At 69.5% G+C, this 15,944-nt stretch carries 16 protein-coding genes; 8 read left to right on the top strand and 8 right to left on the bottom strand.

Going from position 1 to position 15,944, the window contains the following annotated elements; genetic code table 11:
• Positions 1–36: 36 nt before the first annotated feature.
• The 7 genes from ACN6O8_RS04200 to ACN6O8_RS04170 all read right to left on the bottom strand — a co-directional run bounded on the left by ACN6O8_RS04200 (position 37) and on the right by ACN6O8_RS04170 (position 8,433).
• Positions 37–1,248: a DUF1513 domain-containing protein gene (locus ACN6O8_RS04200; RefSeq protein WP_427989807.1), complete on the bottom strand. Its 1,212-nt coding sequence runs from the start codon at positions 1,246–1,248 to the stop codon at positions 37–39.
• Positions 1,229–2,326, bottom strand: a complete 1,098-nt coding sequence (locus ACN6O8_RS04195; protein WP_427989806.1) for an imelysin family protein — start codon at positions 2,324–2,326, stop codon at positions 1,229–1,231. Before ACN6O8_RS04195 ends, ACN6O8_RS04200 begins: the two co-directional genes overlap by 20 nt.
• Positions 2,326–3,837 carry a di-heme oxidoredictase family protein gene (locus ACN6O8_RS04190; RefSeq protein ID WP_427989805.1) on the bottom strand — a complete coding sequence of 504 codons (1,512 nt, stop codon included), beginning with the start codon at positions 3,835–3,837 and terminating at the stop codon, positions 2,326–2,328. Before ACN6O8_RS04190 ends, ACN6O8_RS04195 begins: the two co-directional genes overlap by 1 nt.
• Positions 3,834–5,132: an imelysin family protein gene (locus ACN6O8_RS04185; protein WP_427989804.1), complete on the bottom strand. Its 1,299-nt coding sequence runs from the start codon at positions 5,130–5,132 to the stop codon at positions 3,834–3,836. Before ACN6O8_RS04185 ends, ACN6O8_RS04190 begins: the two co-directional genes overlap by 4 nt.
• A gap of 230 nt (positions 5,133–5,362) precedes the next feature.
• Positions 5,363–6,682: an MFS transporter gene (locus ACN6O8_RS04180; RefSeq protein ID WP_427989803.1), complete on the bottom strand. Its 1,320-nt coding sequence runs from the start codon at positions 6,680–6,682 to the stop codon at positions 5,363–5,365.
• Between the two features lie 49 nt (positions 6,683–6,731).
• A complete protein-coding gene (locus ACN6O8_RS04175; protein ID WP_427989802.1) occupies positions 6,732–7,400 on the bottom strand; it encodes a hypothetical protein in 669 nt (222 codons plus the stop codon).
• 121 nt (positions 7,401–7,521) lie between these two features.
• Positions 7,522–8,433 (bottom strand): LysR family transcriptional regulator, encoded by a 912-nt coding sequence (locus ACN6O8_RS04170; RefSeq protein ID WP_427989801.1) that lies wholly within the window; start codon positions 8,431–8,433, stop codon positions 7,522–7,524.
• Between the two features lie 281 nt (positions 8,434–8,714).
• On the opposite strand from ACN6O8_RS04170, the gene ACN6O8_RS04165 reads away from it, so the two are divergent.
• The 6 genes from ACN6O8_RS04165 to ACN6O8_RS04140 are packed head-to-tail and all read left to right on the top strand — an operon-like array spanning position 8,715 to position 13,740.
• Positions 8,715–9,722, top strand: coding sequence for an ABC transporter substrate-binding protein (locus ACN6O8_RS04165; protein WP_427989800.1), 1,008 nt, complete (start codon positions 8,715–8,717; stop codon positions 9,720–9,722).
• Positions 9,723–9,725: 3 nt separating this feature from the next.
• Complete coding sequence (locus tag ACN6O8_RS04160) at positions 9,726–10,592, top strand: ABC transporter permease (RefSeq protein ID WP_427989799.1); 867 nt, start codon at positions 9,726–9,728, stop codon at positions 10,590–10,592.
• 2 nt (positions 10,593–10,594) lie between these two features.
• Entirely contained in the window at positions 10,595–11,416 is an 822-nt protein-coding gene (locus ACN6O8_RS04155; protein ID WP_427989798.1) for an ABC transporter ATP-binding protein, read from the top strand.
• 28 nt (positions 11,417–11,444) lie between these two features.
• Positions 11,445–11,627 (top strand): DUF4089 domain-containing protein, encoded by a 183-nt coding sequence (locus ACN6O8_RS04150; protein ID WP_427989797.1) that lies wholly within the window; start codon positions 11,445–11,447, stop codon positions 11,625–11,627.
• On the top strand, positions 11,624–13,012 hold the full coding sequence (locus tag ACN6O8_RS04145) for an AtzE family amidohydrolase (RefSeq protein WP_427989796.1): 1,389 nt from the start codon (positions 11,624–11,626) through the stop codon (positions 13,010–13,012). The genes ACN6O8_RS04150 and ACN6O8_RS04145 overlap by 4 nt, the downstream gene beginning before the upstream one ends.
• A 20-nt stretch (positions 13,013–13,032) precedes the next feature.
• Positions 13,033–13,740 carry a GntR family transcriptional regulator gene (locus ACN6O8_RS04140; protein WP_427989795.1) on the top strand — a complete coding sequence of 236 codons (708 nt, stop codon included), beginning with the start codon at positions 13,033–13,035 and terminating at the stop codon, positions 13,738–13,740.
• A 30-nt stretch (positions 13,741–13,770) separates the two neighbouring features.
• Here ACN6O8_RS04140 and ACN6O8_RS04135 read toward each other — a convergent pair whose 3' ends face one another.
• On the bottom strand, positions 13,771–14,316 hold the full coding sequence (locus tag ACN6O8_RS04135; RefSeq protein ID WP_427989794.1) for an antibiotic biosynthesis monooxygenase: 546 nt from the start codon (positions 14,314–14,316) through the stop codon (positions 13,771–13,773).
• A gap of 208 nt (positions 14,317–14,524) precedes the next feature.
• On the opposite strand from ACN6O8_RS04135, the gene hpxZ reads away from it, so the two are divergent.
• Together hpxZ and ACN6O8_RS04125 are read left to right on the top strand one after the other, a co-directional pair.
• Positions 14,525–14,902 carry an oxalurate catabolism protein HpxZ gene (gene hpxZ / locus ACN6O8_RS04130; RefSeq protein ID WP_427989793.1) on the top strand — a complete coding sequence of 126 codons (378 nt, stop codon included), beginning with the start codon at positions 14,525–14,527 and terminating at the stop codon, positions 14,900–14,902.
• A 102-nt stretch (positions 14,903–15,004) separates the two neighbouring features.
• Positions 15,005–15,559 carry an NADPH-dependent FMN reductase gene (locus ACN6O8_RS04125; RefSeq protein ID WP_427989792.1) on the top strand — a complete coding sequence of 185 codons (555 nt, stop codon included), beginning with the start codon at positions 15,005–15,007 and terminating at the stop codon, positions 15,557–15,559.
• Positions 15,560–15,944: the final 385 nt, after the last annotated feature.

The raw sequence follows: 15,944 nt of genomic DNA, 5'->3' as shown, positions 1-15,944 counted from the left end.
TGGCGCGAGCGTCCGGTGTGTCAAGCTTTGTAAGGTTCAGGCGCGCGCGACCCTGCGGAAATGGTTGTCCCAGGCGCGCTCGCGCGACGGCGCCAGCAAGGGCTGCTCGCCACCGGCCGCATCGGTGCGCAGCATGGCGCCCAGGCCGCTGCTGACGAGAAAGCCGGTGTCCGGCGCGGGGGCCACGCCGCAGCCATCGGCCAGCCGGGTTTCACCCAGGCAGCGGCTGCTGGCGGCGTCCCAATACAGCACCCGCCCGCCCACCGGACTGGACGTGGCGATCACGGCGCCGGCCGCGTCCGCCGCCACCGAACCGATGTAGTTGCGCATCTGGCGCAACGTGTCCGCCGGCCCGCTGAACAGTTCCAAGGGCGCGCCGCGCCGGTGGCGGCCGACCAGCGCCGGACGGTCGCCGGCCGGCCCCATGTACTGGCAGCCGAACCACACGCTGCCGTCAGCGGCCAGCGCCAGATGGCGGATCGACAGGCGATGCAGGTCGGGCGCCAGTTCGACCCGTTCCCGCAGCGCGCCGCTGGCCGCGTCCAGGTACGCCAGCGACGGCCGCATGGTGTCCAGGTTCAGTTCCAGCTTGCCGTAGTCCGGATGCGTCAGGATGCCGCCGTTGGCCACGCACAGCGTCCTGCCGTCGGGCATCAGCAGCACCTCGTGCGGGCCGATGCCGCCCGTGTCGTATTCGCCGACGCGGCGGTAGGCGCCGCCCGGCGAGGCGTCGTAGATGCCGAGCACACCCCGCCCGCCGTCGAAATCGTTCTCGGTGGCGGCCAGCAACCGGCCGCCATCGAAATAGGCGCCGTGGCCGAAGAAATGGCGGTCCCGTGGCAACGGCAGTTCGAGCAGCGCGCGCTCGCCGCGCAGGTCGAACGCCAGCGCGAAAAAGCCCGGCTGGCGGCCGAACACCACGGCGCGTTCGGCCGCCGCGTCGATGGCGAAGCTGTGGCCGCGCGCGGGCATCGGCAGCACCCGCCGGTCCTGGCCGGCGCCGTCCAGCACCACCGCCTCGTCGCGGCCGCCGCGCTGCCGCGCCGCCAGATACAGCGCGGCCCGATCGCGCGTCGCCATGGCCGACACCGCGCCGGGCCAGGCCAGGGCGGCGCCGAACGCGCCGGCGGCGGCGCGCGCCAGGAAGTCGCGGCGCGCCGGTCGCGCGGCCGCAGCGGCCGGCGGCGCCGCGCGGCCGAAGCGGAGCGCCCCGGCGAACCGGTTCCGATCAGTCGCCATCGAGCGCATTGAAGCCGATGGTCACGCCCAGCGCCGGCGCCAGGTCCTGGTCGACGATGGCCTTGGCGTTCTTGAGCGTCAGCGCCGCCAGGCCCAGCAGGCGGCGGCCTTCGGCGTCGGCCACGGCCTGCTCCAGCGGCGCCGGCACCGCGCGCAGCGTGCGCGCCGCGTTGCCCAGTTCGGCCAGCACCGCGCCGGCCATCCAGTCCTCGCCTTGCGGCAGCGCATAGCCGCCGGCCGTGTAGAACGCCGCCAGGCCATCCAGCCCGGCGGCCAGCGTGCGCATCGACAGGCCGCTGCGCCAGAACGCGGCGCGCCTGGGCCGGGCGCCGTCGGCCGAATCGCCCAGCACCGGCAGCAGCTTCACGTCGCGCGCGAACTGCAGGCCGGTGGACAGCGCCTTCATCGCTTCGGCCGCCACTTCCTGCGGATCGCGGTAGAGATCATTGCCCGCCTGGGGCCGCGCGAACTGGCGGCCGAACTCGGCCTTGGCATCCCAGGCCTGGGCCACGTCGCGCGAGATCGCGGCGACGTTGGCCGCCACCGCGCGGGCATAGCCGCAGGCGTAGCCGGAGGTCGGCGCGGCGGTCTGGGCCAGCAGCGCCGGCTCGCCGTACAGCACGAATTCCAGCGCTGGCAGGCCCTGCAGCGCCACGCTGCGGCCGGCCAGCGCGCCCGGCTTGAGCAGGTCGGCGTCCTGCGCCGCGATCACGGCCTGCACCTGGCGCGGCATCACGCCGCGCGTGTCCGGCCAAAACGCCAGGCGTTCGTAGCGGTTGGCCTGCACCAGCGGCCCGAAGCGCAGCGGTTCCAGGCGGGCCCAGGCCAGCGCGAGGTCGGCAAAGCCGTTCTCGACCGTCCGGGCGCCGGCCGCGTCGGGCTTGCCGCACCACTGGGCCAACGCGCCTTCCAGCTTGCCGGCGGCCTCGGCCATGCCGGCGGCGGCCGGCCGCGCATAGCCTTGCGCCAGGCGTTCGCCCAGGTCGGCGGGCAAGCCGGCCGCGCCGGCGGCCAGCGGCCAGGCCAGCGCCAGCGCGGCGGCCAGGGTCTTGGCCGGCGCGCGCCAGCGTGCAACGAGGCTAGCCATCACAGCGACTCCAGGAAACGGATGAGGTCGGCGCGTTCCTGCGGCGTCATCGCCACCACGCGGTCGCGCGCCGGCTGGGCGGCGCCGCCATGCCACAGCACCGCCTCCAGCAGCGTGCGGGCGCGGCCATCGTGCAGCCAGGTGGCGCTGGGGTTGACGGTCTTGGTCAGGCCAATGCCCCACAGCGGCGGCGTGCGCCACTCGCGGCCATTGGCCTGGCCGTCGGCCACGCCGTCGGCCAGCTCGTCGCCCATGTCGTGCACCAGCATGTCGGTGTACGGCCAGATCAACTGGAAGCGGTGCTCGGGTTGCCTGGCGTTGCGGCTGGTGACGTACTTGGGCACGTGGCAGGCGACGCAATTGGCTTCGTAGAACAGCTTCTTGCCGGCCAGCACACGGGCGTCATCGGCATCGCGCCGCTGCGGCACCGCCAGGTTGGTCGAATAGGTGGTGACGAAGTCCATCAGCTTGGCCGGCACTTCCTCCGCGCCGAAGCGCGGCTGCGCGCCGTGCGGCATCTTCAGGCACTGGGGCTGCGCCGCCGTGCAGTCGCCATGGTGATTGGGAAACAGCGGCGTGGACAGGCCCATGTCGTTGGAGAAGGCGGCGGCGCTCTGCTGCGCCACCGTGGGCTGGCCGGCCTTCAGGTTGAAGCGGCCCAGCGCGCGTTGGCCGGTGCGCGCATCGGTGACCCAGTTGGCCTTGCCGACGATACCGTCGCGCTTGTCGGCGCCGATGTTGGCCAGGATGTCGGCCTCGTGGATCGATTCCAGCAGGCCCAGGCCGATCATCGGCGGCGCCAGGCGCGGCGAGATCTGCGTGTCCTTGCGCATCGGCCCATAGCCCAGGTTGTCGATGCGGTAGACCGGCTTCATCAGCGTGGCGCGCTCGCCGCCATTGAGCTCGACGGTCACCGGCGTGTATTCGATTTCCATGCGGCCTTCGGCCGGCAGGCCGGCCACCGCGAAATTCTGCAACTGCACGCCGTAGACCGGCTCGGGCAGCAGCGCGATCTCGCCCGGCGCCAGCCGCGGATGGCCACGGTCGGGGCCTGGCGGCACCGCCAGGCGCAGCAGCAGCGCCACCGCGTCGGGGCGTTCGAGCGGATCGAAGCCCGGCACCGAGCCGCGCCCGTCCTTGGTATGACAGGCCTGGCACGAGCGCGCGTTGAACAGCGGCCCGAGGCCGTCGGAGGCCTGCGTGGACGCCGGCGCCGACACCCAGTCCTTGCGGAACAGGCCGTTGCCGACCTGGAATTCCTGGCGCCGCTCGAAGCTCATGTTGGCCGACGGCTGCGAGAAGATGTCGGCGTTGATGAGCTTGTTGGTGGTGGCGGCGCCCGCCTGCATGGTCTCGAAGGTCTCGGCCTTGGAGAAGTCGCGGGTGGGCGCGGTGATGGCGGTGACCCGCTTGAGGTCTTCGGGGGTCAGGTCGTCGCGCCCGGCGGGCGCGGCAGCGGCGGCGCCGGCATGGGCCGACGCCGCCAATACGGCGGCGAGTACGAGCTTCACTTGAATACGGCGTCGGGTTTGTCCAGGCTGTCGGAACCTTCGATGGCAACCTTGCCCAGGTCCAGCAGCGCGATCACGCGCTCCAGGCTGCGGGTCTGGTCGACCAGGCGGTCGATGGCGGCCTGCACCACCGCGTTGCCTTCCTTGTTGCCGTCCGCGATCATCTGGTCGTAGGTCTCGACCGTCTCGGCGCGGGTCTTCATGGCCTGCATCGCGGCCACGGTGGCGTCCAGCTTGGCGCGCACTTCGGCGTCCAGCTTGGGATCGCGCGCCTTGACCAGTTCCGACAGGCTGGCGCCCGACACCTGCTTGCCATCGATGCGGGTGTACGCGCCCAGGTAGACGTTGCGGATGCCGATCTGGTTGTAGAAGTGCGAATTGTGGGTGTTGTCGGAGAAGCAATCGTGCTCTTCCTCGGGGTCGTGCAGCATCAGGCCGAGCTTCATGCGCTCGCCGGCCAGTTCGCCGTACGACAGGCTGCCCACGCCGGTCAGCATCGCCACCAGGCCGGCCTTGGGGTCTTGCTGCACCGCCTTGCGCGCGGCGCCGTCCTGCTTCCAGTTGCCGACCATCTCTTCCAGGTCGGCCACCAGCAGGTCGGTCACGGCCTTCAGGTAGGCGATGCGGCGCTCGCAATTGCCGCCGGTGCATTGCTTGAGGTCGAAGTCGGTGTACGGACGGTTGCCGGCGTGGCGCTCCTGCGGCGTGCCCTGGCGGCCGGCCGGCGCCGGGCCGGTGCCGTTCAGGTCCTGGCCCCACAGCAGGAATTCGATGGCGTGGTAGCCGGTGGCCACGTTGGCCTCGTTGCCGTCGGCCTCGTGCAGCACTTCGGACAGCAGCTTGGGCGTGATGGCACTGACGTCGATGGTCTTGCCGCCCACCGAGATCTTGGCATTGGCAATGACGTTGACGGCGTAATAGGCGTTCTCGTCGTTGCCGGTGCCGTACGAGGCATCGACGTAGTCGATCAGCCCCTCGTCCAGCGGCCAGGCGTTCACGCGCCCTTCCCAGTCGTCGATGATGGGATTGCCGAAGCGGAACGCCTCGGTCTGCTGGTACGGCACGCGCGCATCCAGCCAGGCCTGGCGGGCGGCCTTGAGCGTGTCCTCGCCGGGCTTGGCGACCAGGGCATTGACGGCCTCGCGCAGCGTCTTGGCGGAAGTCAGCGCGTCCTCATAGCCGGCCAGCGCCAGATCCGAATAGGTCGTCACCACCGCCTTGGGCTGGGTGGCCGCGTAGGCCGTTCCCCCAAACACCGCGGCGGCCAGGACCGTCCCCAACAACAACTTGCGCATCGACTTTCTCCCGTAACTCGGACGGGATCCGCCCCGCGGCGGCCCCATCCACACTTGAATTTTGTGGATGCGAGTGTAAACAATTTTCGTTTGTTATTCAGCAATAAGTCAGATACCTGACGTTTTTCCGAACGAACGGGAGGCCGAATGCCGCGACCGAACATGAAAAAACCCGGGCGCGCGCCCGGGTCCTCCTGCCTGGCGCGCGGCCGTCACGGCCCGCGCCGTATTCAGCGTTGCAGCGGCGCCTTGGCGGTTTCCCGCGCGGCCAGCACCGACACGGCGGTCACCACCAGCGCGGCGGCCACGTACAGCGACACCGCCACGGTCGAACTCCACGACTTGAACAGGCTGGCGATGATCAGCGGCGCGAAACCGCCGCCAACGATGCCGGCCAGCGTGTAGGCCAGCGACGAGCCGGCATAGCGCACCCGGCCCGGGAACTGTTCGGTGATGAAGGCCGCCTGCGGGCCGTACATCATCGCGTGGATCAACAGGCCCACCACCACCGCCGCGCAGATCGCGACCGGGTGCGCGGTATCCATCAGCGTGAAGAACACGAACGCCCAGATCATGCCCAGCACCGCGCCAGCCAGGTACACCGGACGCCGCCCGATCCGGTCCGACAGATGCCCGCACAGCGGCACGGCGATGGCGTTGAGCGCCGCCCCCAGCATGGTGGCACCCAGCGCCAGCGGCCGCGACAGATGCAGCACCGTGGTCACGTAGGTCAGCGTGAACACCACCACCAGCGCGTACAGCACATCCGAACCGATGCGCGACCCGCCCGCCACCAACAGTTGGCGCCAATGCTGCACCAACACCTCCTTGATCGGGGTGTTGGCGGTTTCGCGCTTCTGTTCCATTTCCAGGAACACCGGGGTCTCTTCAACCCCACGGCGCAGCCACAGGCCGAACAGCACCAGCGCCACGCTCGACATGAACGGCACGCGCCAGCCCCAGGCCTGGAATTCCTCGGGCGTGAGCCACAGCGAGATCAGGGCGATGAAGCCGGTGCCGATCAGCGTGCCGCACGACGGCCCGACCTGCGTGAAGGAGGCGTTGCGGCCGCGCTGGTCCGGCTTGCCGTGTTCCATCGACAGCAGCACCGCGCCGGCCCATTCGCCGCCCAGCGCCACGCCCTGGATGAAGCGCAGCGCCACCAGCGCCACCGGCGCCCACACGCCCCAGCGGTCATAGGTCGGCAGCATGCCCATCAGGCCGGTCGACACGCCCATGATCACCAGCGTGGCGACCAGCACGAACTTGCGTCCCAGGCGGTCGCCCAGATGGCCGAAGACAAAGCCGCCCAGCGGCCGCGAAACATAGCCGACCGCATAGGTCGAGAACGCCAGGATGGTGCCCGTCAGCGGATCGAACGACGGGAAGAAGATGGCGTTGAACACCAGCGCCGCCATCAGGTTGTAGATCGTGAAGTCGTACCACTCCAGCGTGGTGCCGACCGAGCTGGCCAGGGCCAGCTTCTTCATCTTGTCGGGCGACGCGCCGCCGTGGGCGGGCGCCGCGGCGCGCAATGTGTTTTCAGCCATTGTGATTCATTCCCCATGTTTGTGATGTGCGTGGATGCGCCGCATGGCGTCAGCGCAGGTCGGCGGCCGCCAGCTTCCAGCCCAGTTCCAGCAGCCACGCATCGCTGGAGCGGATGCCGAAGGCGCCGGCGGCCTGTTCGGCCAGCGACCGCGCGGCGGCGGCGGAACTGGCCTCGACCACGAACAGCGGGTCCAGGCGGCGATTCGCCGTGGATTCTCGCGGCAAGGGGCCGCTCAGGGCAGCATCCGGCGCCAACAAATAGGACTGAACGAAGCCATCAACCTGAGCCAGCGCCGCGCCGGTCTCGGCGGCGCGCGCCACCAACGCGCCGGCGTCGCCGCCGAACACCAGCGGCAGCACCGCGATGTGGCTGCCGCTGCCAAAACCGGTCACGGCCTGCACCGCGCAGACGCGGCGCATCGGGTCGCGCATGCGATCCAGATTGGTCACCGACCATGGCGTCTGCCGCTCGAACGCGGCCCGGTAGTCGGCGCTGGTGAAGGCGTCCAGCGATTGCGTGCGGTACAGCCCCAGGTACTTGCGGCCGCCGGACAGCGAGAAATAACGCGCGCCCGACAGGAAGCCGGGAATGCGCACGCGCTCTTCGACGTGCTCGCGGTCGTACCAGCGATTGAAATCGGTCTCGAAGGCGGGATCGACGTCGCAGGCGACGAACAGCATGCCGTGGGACGCGGACGGAGTGAAGGCTTGGCTCATGAAAGAAAGAATCCCTTCGGTAATGGAAGGGACTCATCTTCGGCCGCCGGGGCCTGGTCCGACAAACGAGTAATTTTTCGCGCCGGCAACAGAATTACTGAAAGCCGACCTAGGGATAACGCTATTGCGCGGACGCGAATTTTGGTGGCGTGACCGACGCGGTGTACTGATCCGACGCGCGGCAGGCCAGCTCGGCCACCAGCCGGATCGCATCCGACCCGGCGCCCTCCAGGTAGCTGACCACCAGCAATTGCGGCGGCACCGGCACGTCGCAGCGGATGATCTGCACCTCGCCGCGCGCGACGTATTCGTAAATCGGCGGCAGCGGCACCAGCGCGCGGCCGAAGCCGCTGCGCACCAGCCGCGCCAGCGCCGACATCGAACTGACGCAGTGCACCTTGCCCAGCGGCAGGCCGGCCTCGCGGAACAGCCCTTTCAACGCCTCGTGCGGCTGCGAACCGGGGCTCATGGTCAGCACCGGCTCGCTCAGCAATTGCCGCGCCGTCAGCGCCTGCTCATCGCCGGCCGGCCCGACCCAGCCCATCTCCATCGGCAGGCACGGCGTGCTGATGATGCCGGTATCGGTCAACAGGTCGGTCTGCAAGGCAATGTCCAGCGTGCCTTCGCGCAGGCCGCGATGCAGCGCGCGCGTGGTCTCCGAGGTCAATTGCACTTCGATGCCCGGATAGGTGGATCGCAGATTGGTCAGGAAACCGATCAGCCAGGTGTGCACCACCGTCTCGATGGCGCCAATGCGCACCAGGCCGAACACCTCGTCGCCGGTGCGGCCCAGCGACAGGATCTGCTGGCGCAGTTGCATCAGGCGCTCGCCATAGTCCAGCAGGCGCGTGCCCACCGCCGTCAGCCGCAACTCTTTGGCGTCGCGCTCGAACAGGCGCGCGCCGATATCTGCCTCGAGCGAGGCGATGCGGTTGGCCACCGCGGCCTGGGTGATGTGCAGCCGGTCGCTGGCCGCGCGGAAGCTGCCCAACCGGGCAGACCACAGAAATGCTTCGACGAAACGGGTATTCATATCCACGCCGTGGCGCGCGGCGGCGCGCCCTTGTTCCTGGAACGGCGGGGCGGCAGGCCCCGGCCTGCGCACATCCTAACGCCTGGCCGGGCACCGGCGCCATGACGCGCCGCGCGCCCCCTCGCGGTGCCGCATGCACCAGTTTGGTTCATGCGGCGCGCCAGGATCGCCCCGCCACGGCGAAAAAACGGGCCTGCGACGGTTGGCACGAGTCTTGCTTGAAAGGCTGGTATGCAAGCTTGTCTACAAGCGCCCGTCTCTTTCCCGTCCTGGAGTTCCACATGACCGACCGCCCCGCGCCCTTCGCTTTCAACGCCACCCGCCGCCGCCTGATGCAGGGCGCCGCGCTGGGCGCCGCCGCGCTGGCCGCGCCGGCCCTGGTACGGGCACAGGCGGGCCCGGTCATCCGCATCGGCTACTGGCCGGTCGCGGCCGGCCTGCCGTTCTACGCCGCCATCGAAAAGGGCTACTTCAAGGAAGCCGGCCTGAACGTCGAAGCGCTCAAGTTCGCCGGGGCCCAGCAGGTCATGGAAGCCATGCTCGCGGGCCGCGCCGACGGCAGCGCCAACGGCACCGGCTCGGCCAACCTGGCGATCGGCGAGATCGCCTCGCCCGGCCTGTTCAAGATTTTCGCCTCCAACCCCAGCAACGCCAAGAACGTGCTGGACGAGTTCATCGTCGCGAAAGACAGTCCCATCCAATCCATCGCAGACCTCAAGGGGAAAAAGGTCGGTTCTGGACCCGGCATCCAGAATGCCACGCTGGCCAAAGCAGTGCTGGAGCGCGCCGGCGCAACCGGGGCGACCGTGGTCGAGCTGGCGATCAGCCAGCACGTGGCCGCGGTCGCCGCCGGCCAGTTGGACGCGTGCTACACGCTCGAACCCACCGGCACGGTCGGCCGCCTGAACGGCACCACCCGCGTGCTCGAAGCGGGCGTGATCGCCAAGTACGTGCTGGGCGACCCGATGGCGCCGTGGTTCGGCGGCTCGGCCTCGCTGACCACCGCGTTCCTGAAGAAACACCCCGAGGAAAGCAGGAAATTCATCGCCGCCTACGCCCGCGGCATCGAACTGATCCGCGCCAAGCCCGATGAGGCCCGCCCCTTCATGAAGGGCTACACCGCCATCGAAGGCCCCATGACCGAAGCCGTGCCGCTGGCCGCCTACACGCTCTACAACGAGTTCACGCCCGGCGACATCCAGTACTTCCAGAAATTCTTCGACCTGTTCACCGACAAAGGCATCTTCGCACAGAAGGTGGACGTGGCTTCGATGCTGTACAAGGGCTGAGCCATGGACGCGATCAACGCAAGCCGCGCCGGCGCGGCGCCGGCCGCCAGCGCTTCGGCCGCCGCTTCCCGTGCCGGCGCCCTGCCCGCCGCCCCCGCCTCGCGCCCGCCGCGCACCTGGACCGCCGCGCGCCTGCTGCCGCTGATCGGCCCGCTGGCGCTGTACGTGGTGTGGGACCTGGTGGTGCGCCTGCAACTGGTCAGCCCGGTGCTGCTGCCCACACCGGGGGCCACGCTGGTGGCCCTGGCCAAGGGCATGGCCGGCGGCCCGCTGCTGGGCGACTTCCTGGCCTCCGTCAACCGCACCCTGCAGGCCTTCGTCATCGCCGGCGTGATCGGCGTGCCGCTGGGCGTGCTGCTGGGCAGCAATGAAAAGGCCTACCGCAGCGTCGAGTTCCTGGTGGACTTCTTCCGCTCGACGCCGTCGTCGGCGCTGATTCCGCTGTTCCTGATGATCTTCGGCGTGACCGACATGAACAAGATCGCCATCGCCGCCTTCGCCGCGGTGCTGGTGATCCTGTTCAACAGCGCCTACGGCGTCATCAACGCGCGCAAGCAGCGCGTGATGGCGGCGCGCGTCATGGGCGCTTCGCGCTGGCAGATCTTCAAGGACGTGCTGATCTGGGAAAGCCTGCAACCGACCTTCGTCGGCCTGCGCAGCGGCGTGTCGATGGCGCTGGTCATCGTGATCGTGGCCGAGATGTTCATCGGCTCGGACAGCGGGCTGGGCAACCGCATCATCAACGCCCAGCAGGTGCTGAACGTGCGCGACATGTACGCCTCGATCCTGGCCGCCGGCGCGCTCGGCTACGTCCTGAACATCCTCTTTCTGGTGCTGGAAAAGCGCGTTGTCCACTGGAGCGGCCGGTAATCATGTCCACCGTCATCAACCCCGTCATCGCCCCCGCCCCCACCCCCGCGCCCTTCCGCCCGGGCCCGGCGGGCACCCACATCACCATCCGCGGCCTGACCAAGTACTTCGCCGGCTGGCCGCTGTACGAGGACTTCAACCTCGACATTCCCAAGGGCAAGATCGTCTCGGTGTTCGGCCCCAACGGCTGCGGCAAGTCGACGCTGATCAACATGATCGCGGGCCTGATCCCCATCGACGCCGGCGAGATCCTGTTCGATGGCAAATCGCTGGCGCAGACCAAGATCGGCTACGTCTTCCAGAACTACCGCGAAGCCATGTTCCCGTGGCTGCGCACCATCGACAACATCGCCTACCCGTTGCGGCTGGAAGGCCGCGGCAAGGCCGAGGTCGATGCGCGGGTGGAAGAACTGGTGGCCTCGTTCGACGTCAAGTTCGACCTCAAGCGCTATCCCTACGAACTGTCGGGCGGCCAGCAGCAGACCGCCTCCATCATGCGCGCGCTGGCGCCGCGACCCGAGGTGCTGTTCCTGGACGAGCCGTTCTCGGCGCTGGACTTCGAGATGACGCTGTTCATCCGCGAAAAGCTGCAAGAGGTCTTCATGCAGACCGGCACCACCATGCTGCTGGTGTCGCACGACCTGGAAGAAGCCGTGTACCTGGCCGACCAGGTGCTGCTGCTGACCAAGCGCCCCACGCGCGTGGCCGAGATCCTGGACTACGGCGACGCCCGTCCGCGCACCGTCGAAACCTTGTCCGAACCCAGCTTCATCGGCATGAAGAAACTGAGCCTGGAGATCTTCCAGCGCGAAGTGCGCCGCTGACATCCACCGACATTCACAGGAGTCCGCCATGACCCAGGAAACCATCGACCAATACGTGCGCAGCGCGCTGGCGCTGGCCGGCTATGCGCTGCGCGAGCCGGCCACGGCCGAAGTGGCGCGGCAGTTCACGCGCATCCACGACATCGCCTCGACCTTCATCGACGAGTCCCTGCCGGTGGAACTGGAATCGGCCTCGGTGTTCCGTCCATGAACGGAGCCGTCCTCGACCTGGCGCGGCAGATCCGCAACGGCGAACGCAGCGCCGGCGCAGTGCTGGACGCCACGCTGGCGCGCATCCGCGCCGCCGACGCGCGCTACAACTGCTTCACCGCCGTCACCGAAACCCGCGCGCGCCAGGAAGCCGCCGCCATCGACGCGCGCCGCGCCCGTGGCGAAGCCCTGCCGCCGCTGGCCGGCGTGCCCTACGCGGTCAAGAACCTGTTCGACATCGCCGATGAAGTCACGCTGGCCGGCGGCCGCGTCAACGCCGCCAATCCGCCCGCGCCGCGCGACGCCACCCTGGTGGCGCGGTTGCGCCAGGCCGGCGCGGTGCTGGTGGGCGCGCTCAACATGGACGAGCACGCCTACGGCTTCACCACCGAGAACTCGCACTACGGCGCCTGCCGCAACCCGCACGACCCGGCCCGCATCGCCGGCGGTTCGTCCGGCGGCAGCGCGGCGGCCGTGGCCGGCGGCCTGGTGCCCTTGACGCTAGGCTCGGACACCAACGGCTCGATCCGCGTGCCGGCCTCGCTGTGCGGCGTGTTCGGCCTGAAGCCGACCTTGGGCCGGCTGCCGCGCACCGGCTCGTTTCCGTTCGTCGGCAGCCTCGACCATCTGGGGCCGTTCGCGGCCGACACGGCCAGCCTGGCGGCGGTCTACGACGCCCTGCAAGGCGCGGACGCCGAGGACGCGGCCTGCGCCCAGCGCGCGCTCGAACCGGCGCTGGCGGACCTGGCCTCGAACCGCCCGCTGCGCGTGGCGGTGCTGGGCGGCTACTTCGCCCATTGGGCCGGCCCCGAGGCCCGCCAGGCGGTGCAACTGGCCGCGCGCGCGCTCGCCGCCACCGAGGTCGCCGAGCTGGCCGGCGCCGAGCAGGCGCGCGCCGCCGCGTTCGTCATCACGGCGGCCGAAGGCGGCGCGCTGCATCGCCGCCGCCTGGTCACGCACTACGACTACTACGAGCCGCATTCGCGCGACCGCCTGGTGGCCGGCAGCCTGGTGCCGGCCGCGTGGGTACAGCAAGCCCAGCGGGTGCGTCACCGCGTCTACCGCGAGGCCCAGGCGCTGTTCGCTCGCTACGACGTGCTGATCGCCCCGGCCACGCCGGTGCCGGCCACCGCCATCGGCACCGAGAGCCTGACGCTGGCCGGCCAGACGCTGCCCGCGCGCGCCAGCATGGGCCTGCTGACGCAACCGCTCTCCTGCCTCGGCCTGCCGGTGTGCGCCGCGCCGGTCTGGCCCGGCATCGGCGCCGACGCGCACCTGCCGCTGGGCGTGCAATTGATTGCCGCGCCATGGCGCGAAGCCGATTGCCTGCTGGCCGCGCGGCGGCTGGAACAGGCGGGCATCGCCGCCGTCCGTCCCCTGCCCTGACCCGCCGACCGAGGCCATCCATGGATTCCGCATTCGCCGTTATCGACACGCCCCGCAGCCTGGCCGACGCGGCCTATGGCACGCTCAAGCGCGACATCCTCGACTTCCGCCTGGCGCCGGGCGACCGCTTCACCGAGACCGAGATCGCCGAGCGCCTGCGGGTCAGCCGCACCCCGGTGCGCGAGGCGCTGTTCCGCCTGGAACGCGAAGGCTATCTGGAAGTGCGCCAGCGCAATGGCTGGCTGGTCAAGCCGCTGGACTTCGACACGCTCGATCATTTCTACGAACTGCGCCGCGTGCTGGAAATCGCGGCAGTGCGCGCGCTGTGCGCGCCCGGCCAGATTCCCGATCCGCTGCGCGCGCTGCAACCCCTGGTGGACATCTGGCGGGTGGACAGCGCGGGCCGTTCCGGCGACGGCGAATGGCTGGCCGAACTCGACGAGCGCTTTCACACCGACCTGGTGGCCGCCGCCGGCAATCCAGAAATCGCGCGCGTGCACCGCGCCGCCACCGAACGCATCCGCATCGTGCGCCGCCTGGACTTCACCCAGCCCGACCGCATCGCCCGCACCTACGCCGAGCACGGCGCCATCCTGGAGGCCATCCTGACCCGCGACGCCGAACGCGCCTGCGCGCTGCTACAGGCGCATATCGGCGACAGCCAGGCCGCCGTGCGCAAGATCACGCTGCACCGGCTCTACGCCACGCGCCGCGCGCAAGCCGCCTAGCCCATGGACACCGCGCCGCGCGCGTGCGGCTCAACGCGGCCGCAGCCACGCCGCCAGGCGCCGCGTCACGAAAGGAATGCACACATACACCATCACCGGCGTCATGGTCACGCTGGTGATCAAGGCGCGCCAGAACACCGGCAGCGACGCGAGGTGTTCGCTGACCAGCAGCGTGAAAGCCAGCAGTACCGGGAAGTACGCCAGCCAGATGCTCACCGCCTGCTTCCAGCGCGGCGGCGCGCTGGTGTTGCCCTGCGGGCCGAACCAACTGTCCATGCCGCTGACGCGGCGCGCATGGCTGGCGCGCACCAGCGCGGCGCCGCGCTCCAGCCACATGCGGCGCGGCAGCGATTGCTCCCAGCGGTTGAGGCTGGCCTCGTCGTTGAAACGCAGCACGATCTGGTATTGATCGCCGCCCTCCGGCGGCTGCAACACGCCGGAGCCGAGAAAACCGGGAAAACCGGCGGCCAGGATTTCGCCCTGGCGCATCCAGGACAGGAAATCGCTGTAGCGTTCGGGCGTGATGTGCCGGGTGACCAGCATGGTGACCGGGGCGGGAACGGCGGAACGGGACATGGTGAAACTCCTGGGGCGACGGGCAGCGTGTTATGTGGTGTAAACCCTAGCAAACGGCGTGCCAGCCTTGCACCGCAACATGCGCCCCGGCACAGGTGGCGCCACGTTCCTTCGCGGCCGTCTTGCGCACCGCAACACACACCATATTGGTGATTACCCTAAATCACGCACCAACACGGTGCATACGACACTCACCGGAGAAAACCGCATGGAGATCAATCTGCCCGCCGTCGTCGCCGAGGTCACGCTGGCCTTTGCCCGCTACGAGACCGCGCTGGTCAACAACCAGGTCGCGGTCCTGGACGAGCTGTTCTGGAACAGTCCGCACACGCTGCGCTACGGCGCCGGCGAAAACCTCTATGGCTACGAGGCCATCCGCGCGTTTCGCGCCGGCCGCTCGCCGCAGGGCCTGGCGCGCCGCGTGCTGCGCACCGCCATCACCACGTACGGGCACGACTTCGCCACCACCCACATCGAATTCCAGCGCGAGGCCAGCGCGCGCATCGGCCGCCAGAGCCAGACCTGGATGCGCACGCCGCAAGGCTGGCGCGTGGTGGCCGCGCACGTCAGCCTGATGAGCGACTGACGCGGCGCGGCCCCGCGCATAACCTTATTGGCTCGCCGCCATTGAGCCGTCATGGCGACAGGTCTACACTGGGCCTTCCCCCCGACCCAGGAGCCCCGCCTCATGAGCACCTACAAGATCGCCGTCTTCGTCGGCAGCCTGCGCGCCGCATCGATCAACCTGCGCCTGGCGCGCGCGCTGGAAAAGCTGATTCCCGCGGACTTCAAGTTCGACTACGTCAGCCTGGGCGACGTGCCGCTGTACAACCAGGATCACGAGAACAACCTGCCCGCGCCCGCGGCCAAGCTCAAGCAGCAGATCCTCGATGCCCAGGGCATCCTGTTCGTCTCGCCCGAGCACAACCGTTCAGTGCCCGCCGCCATCAAGAACGCGATCGACTGGGGCACCCGCCCGTGGGGCCAGAACTCCTGGGCCGGCAAGGCCGTCGGCATCGTCGGCACCTCGCCCAGCGCCGCCGGCACCGCGCTCATGCAGCAGCACCTGCGCAACATCCTGGCGGCGGAAGGCGCCAATGCCCTGACCACGCCGGAAGTCTTCCTGCAGTACACCGATGGCCTGGTCGACGACCAGTACAACATCACCAACGAAGGCACGCGCAAGTTCCTGCAGGGCTGGATCGACCGCTACGTGGACTGGATCAAGAAGTTCAACCCCTGATTGCCGCCGTCGCCGGGCCCGGGGCGCCGCCCCACCCGGCACCGATCGCCCGTCTACCTCCGGGCGATCACGCCCCCCGCCCAAGGCGGGGGGTTTTTTTTGGAGAGATCCCCCGGGGCCGCCGCCACCGTGGCCGGCAACATATCCCCGGCAACTGTGGAGAAGCTTGAGGACAGGTGTGGGGCAGATGCGAAAAGTCCTGCCACGCCAAGCACTTGCGCGATGCGGTCAAAAAATGCGCAATCGCCCGATCGGGCGGTTTCCGGCCGACTTATCCCCCGCCGCGGCGCCCCATCCCGCCCGCCGCGACGGTATCCGCGCGCGGCCGCGCATTTGTCCCAGCATTCTGTGGACAAGCATGAGGACAGGATGAGGGCAGCTCGGC

It is taken from the genome of Achromobacter sp. (assembly GCF_050285565.1).
Classification (GTDB): domain Bacteria; phylum Pseudomonadota; class Gammaproteobacteria; order Burkholderiales; family Burkholderiaceae_B; genus Achromobacter.
Note: the sequence above shows the minus strand (reverse complement) of the source record. Positions and strands in the feature narration are given on the sequence as shown.

What these genes read in the sequence shown, in the direction of transcription:
- ACN6O8_RS04200 (WP_427989807.1), bottom strand. Translation starts at nt 1,248, where the DNA reads ATGCGCTCGATGGCGACTGATCGGAACCGGTTCGCCGGGGCGCTCCGC.
- ACN6O8_RS04195 (WP_427989806.1), bottom strand. Translation starts at nt 2,326, where the DNA reads ATGGCTAGCCTCGTTGCACGCTGGCGCGCGCCGGCCAAGACCCTGGCC.
- ACN6O8_RS04185 (WP_427989804.1), bottom strand. Translation starts at nt 5,132, where the DNA reads ATGCGCAAGTTGTTGTTGGGGACGGTCCTGGCCGCCGCGGTGTTTGGG.
- ACN6O8_RS04180 (WP_427989803.1), bottom strand. Translation starts at nt 6,682, where the DNA reads ATGGCTGAAAACACATTGCGCGCCGCGGCGCCCGCCCACGGCGGCGCG.
- ACN6O8_RS04175 (WP_427989802.1), bottom strand. Translation starts at nt 7,400, where the DNA reads ATGAGCCAAGCCTTCACTCCGTCCGCGTCCCACGGCATGCTGTTCGTC.
- ACN6O8_RS04170 (WP_427989801.1), bottom strand. Translation starts at nt 8,433, where the DNA reads ATGAATACCCGTTTCGTCGAAGCATTTCTGTGGTCTGCCCGGTTGGGC.
- ACN6O8_RS04165 (WP_427989800.1), top strand. Translation starts at nt 8,715, where the DNA reads ATGACCGACCGCCCCGCGCCCTTCGCTTTCAACGCCACCCGCCGCCGC.
- ACN6O8_RS04160 (WP_427989799.1), top strand. Translation starts at nt 9,726, where the DNA reads ATGGACGCGATCAACGCAAGCCGCGCCGGCGCGGCGCCGGCCGCCAGC.
- ACN6O8_RS04155 (WP_427989798.1), top strand. Translation starts at nt 10,595, where the DNA reads ATGTCCACCGTCATCAACCCCGTCATCGCCCCCGCCCCCACCCCCGCG.
- ACN6O8_RS04150 (WP_427989797.1), top strand. Translation starts at nt 11,445, where the DNA reads ATGACCCAGGAAACCATCGACCAATACGTGCGCAGCGCGCTGGCGCTG.
- ACN6O8_RS04145 (WP_427989796.1), top strand. Translation starts at nt 11,624, where the DNA reads ATGAACGGAGCCGTCCTCGACCTGGCGCGGCAGATCCGCAACGGCGAA.
- ACN6O8_RS04140 (WP_427989795.1), top strand. Translation starts at nt 13,033, where the DNA reads ATGGATTCCGCATTCGCCGTTATCGACACGCCCCGCAGCCTGGCCGAC.
- ACN6O8_RS04135 (WP_427989794.1), bottom strand. Translation starts at nt 14,316, where the DNA reads ATGTCCCGTTCCGCCGTTCCCGCCCCGGTCACCATGCTGGTCACCCGG.
- hpxZ (WP_427989793.1), top strand. Translation starts at nt 14,525, where the DNA reads ATGGAGATCAATCTGCCCGCCGTCGTCGCCGAGGTCACGCTGGCCTTT.
- ACN6O8_RS04125 (WP_427989792.1), top strand. Translation starts at nt 15,005, where the DNA reads ATGAGCACCTACAAGATCGCCGTCTTCGTCGGCAGCCTGCGCGCCGCA.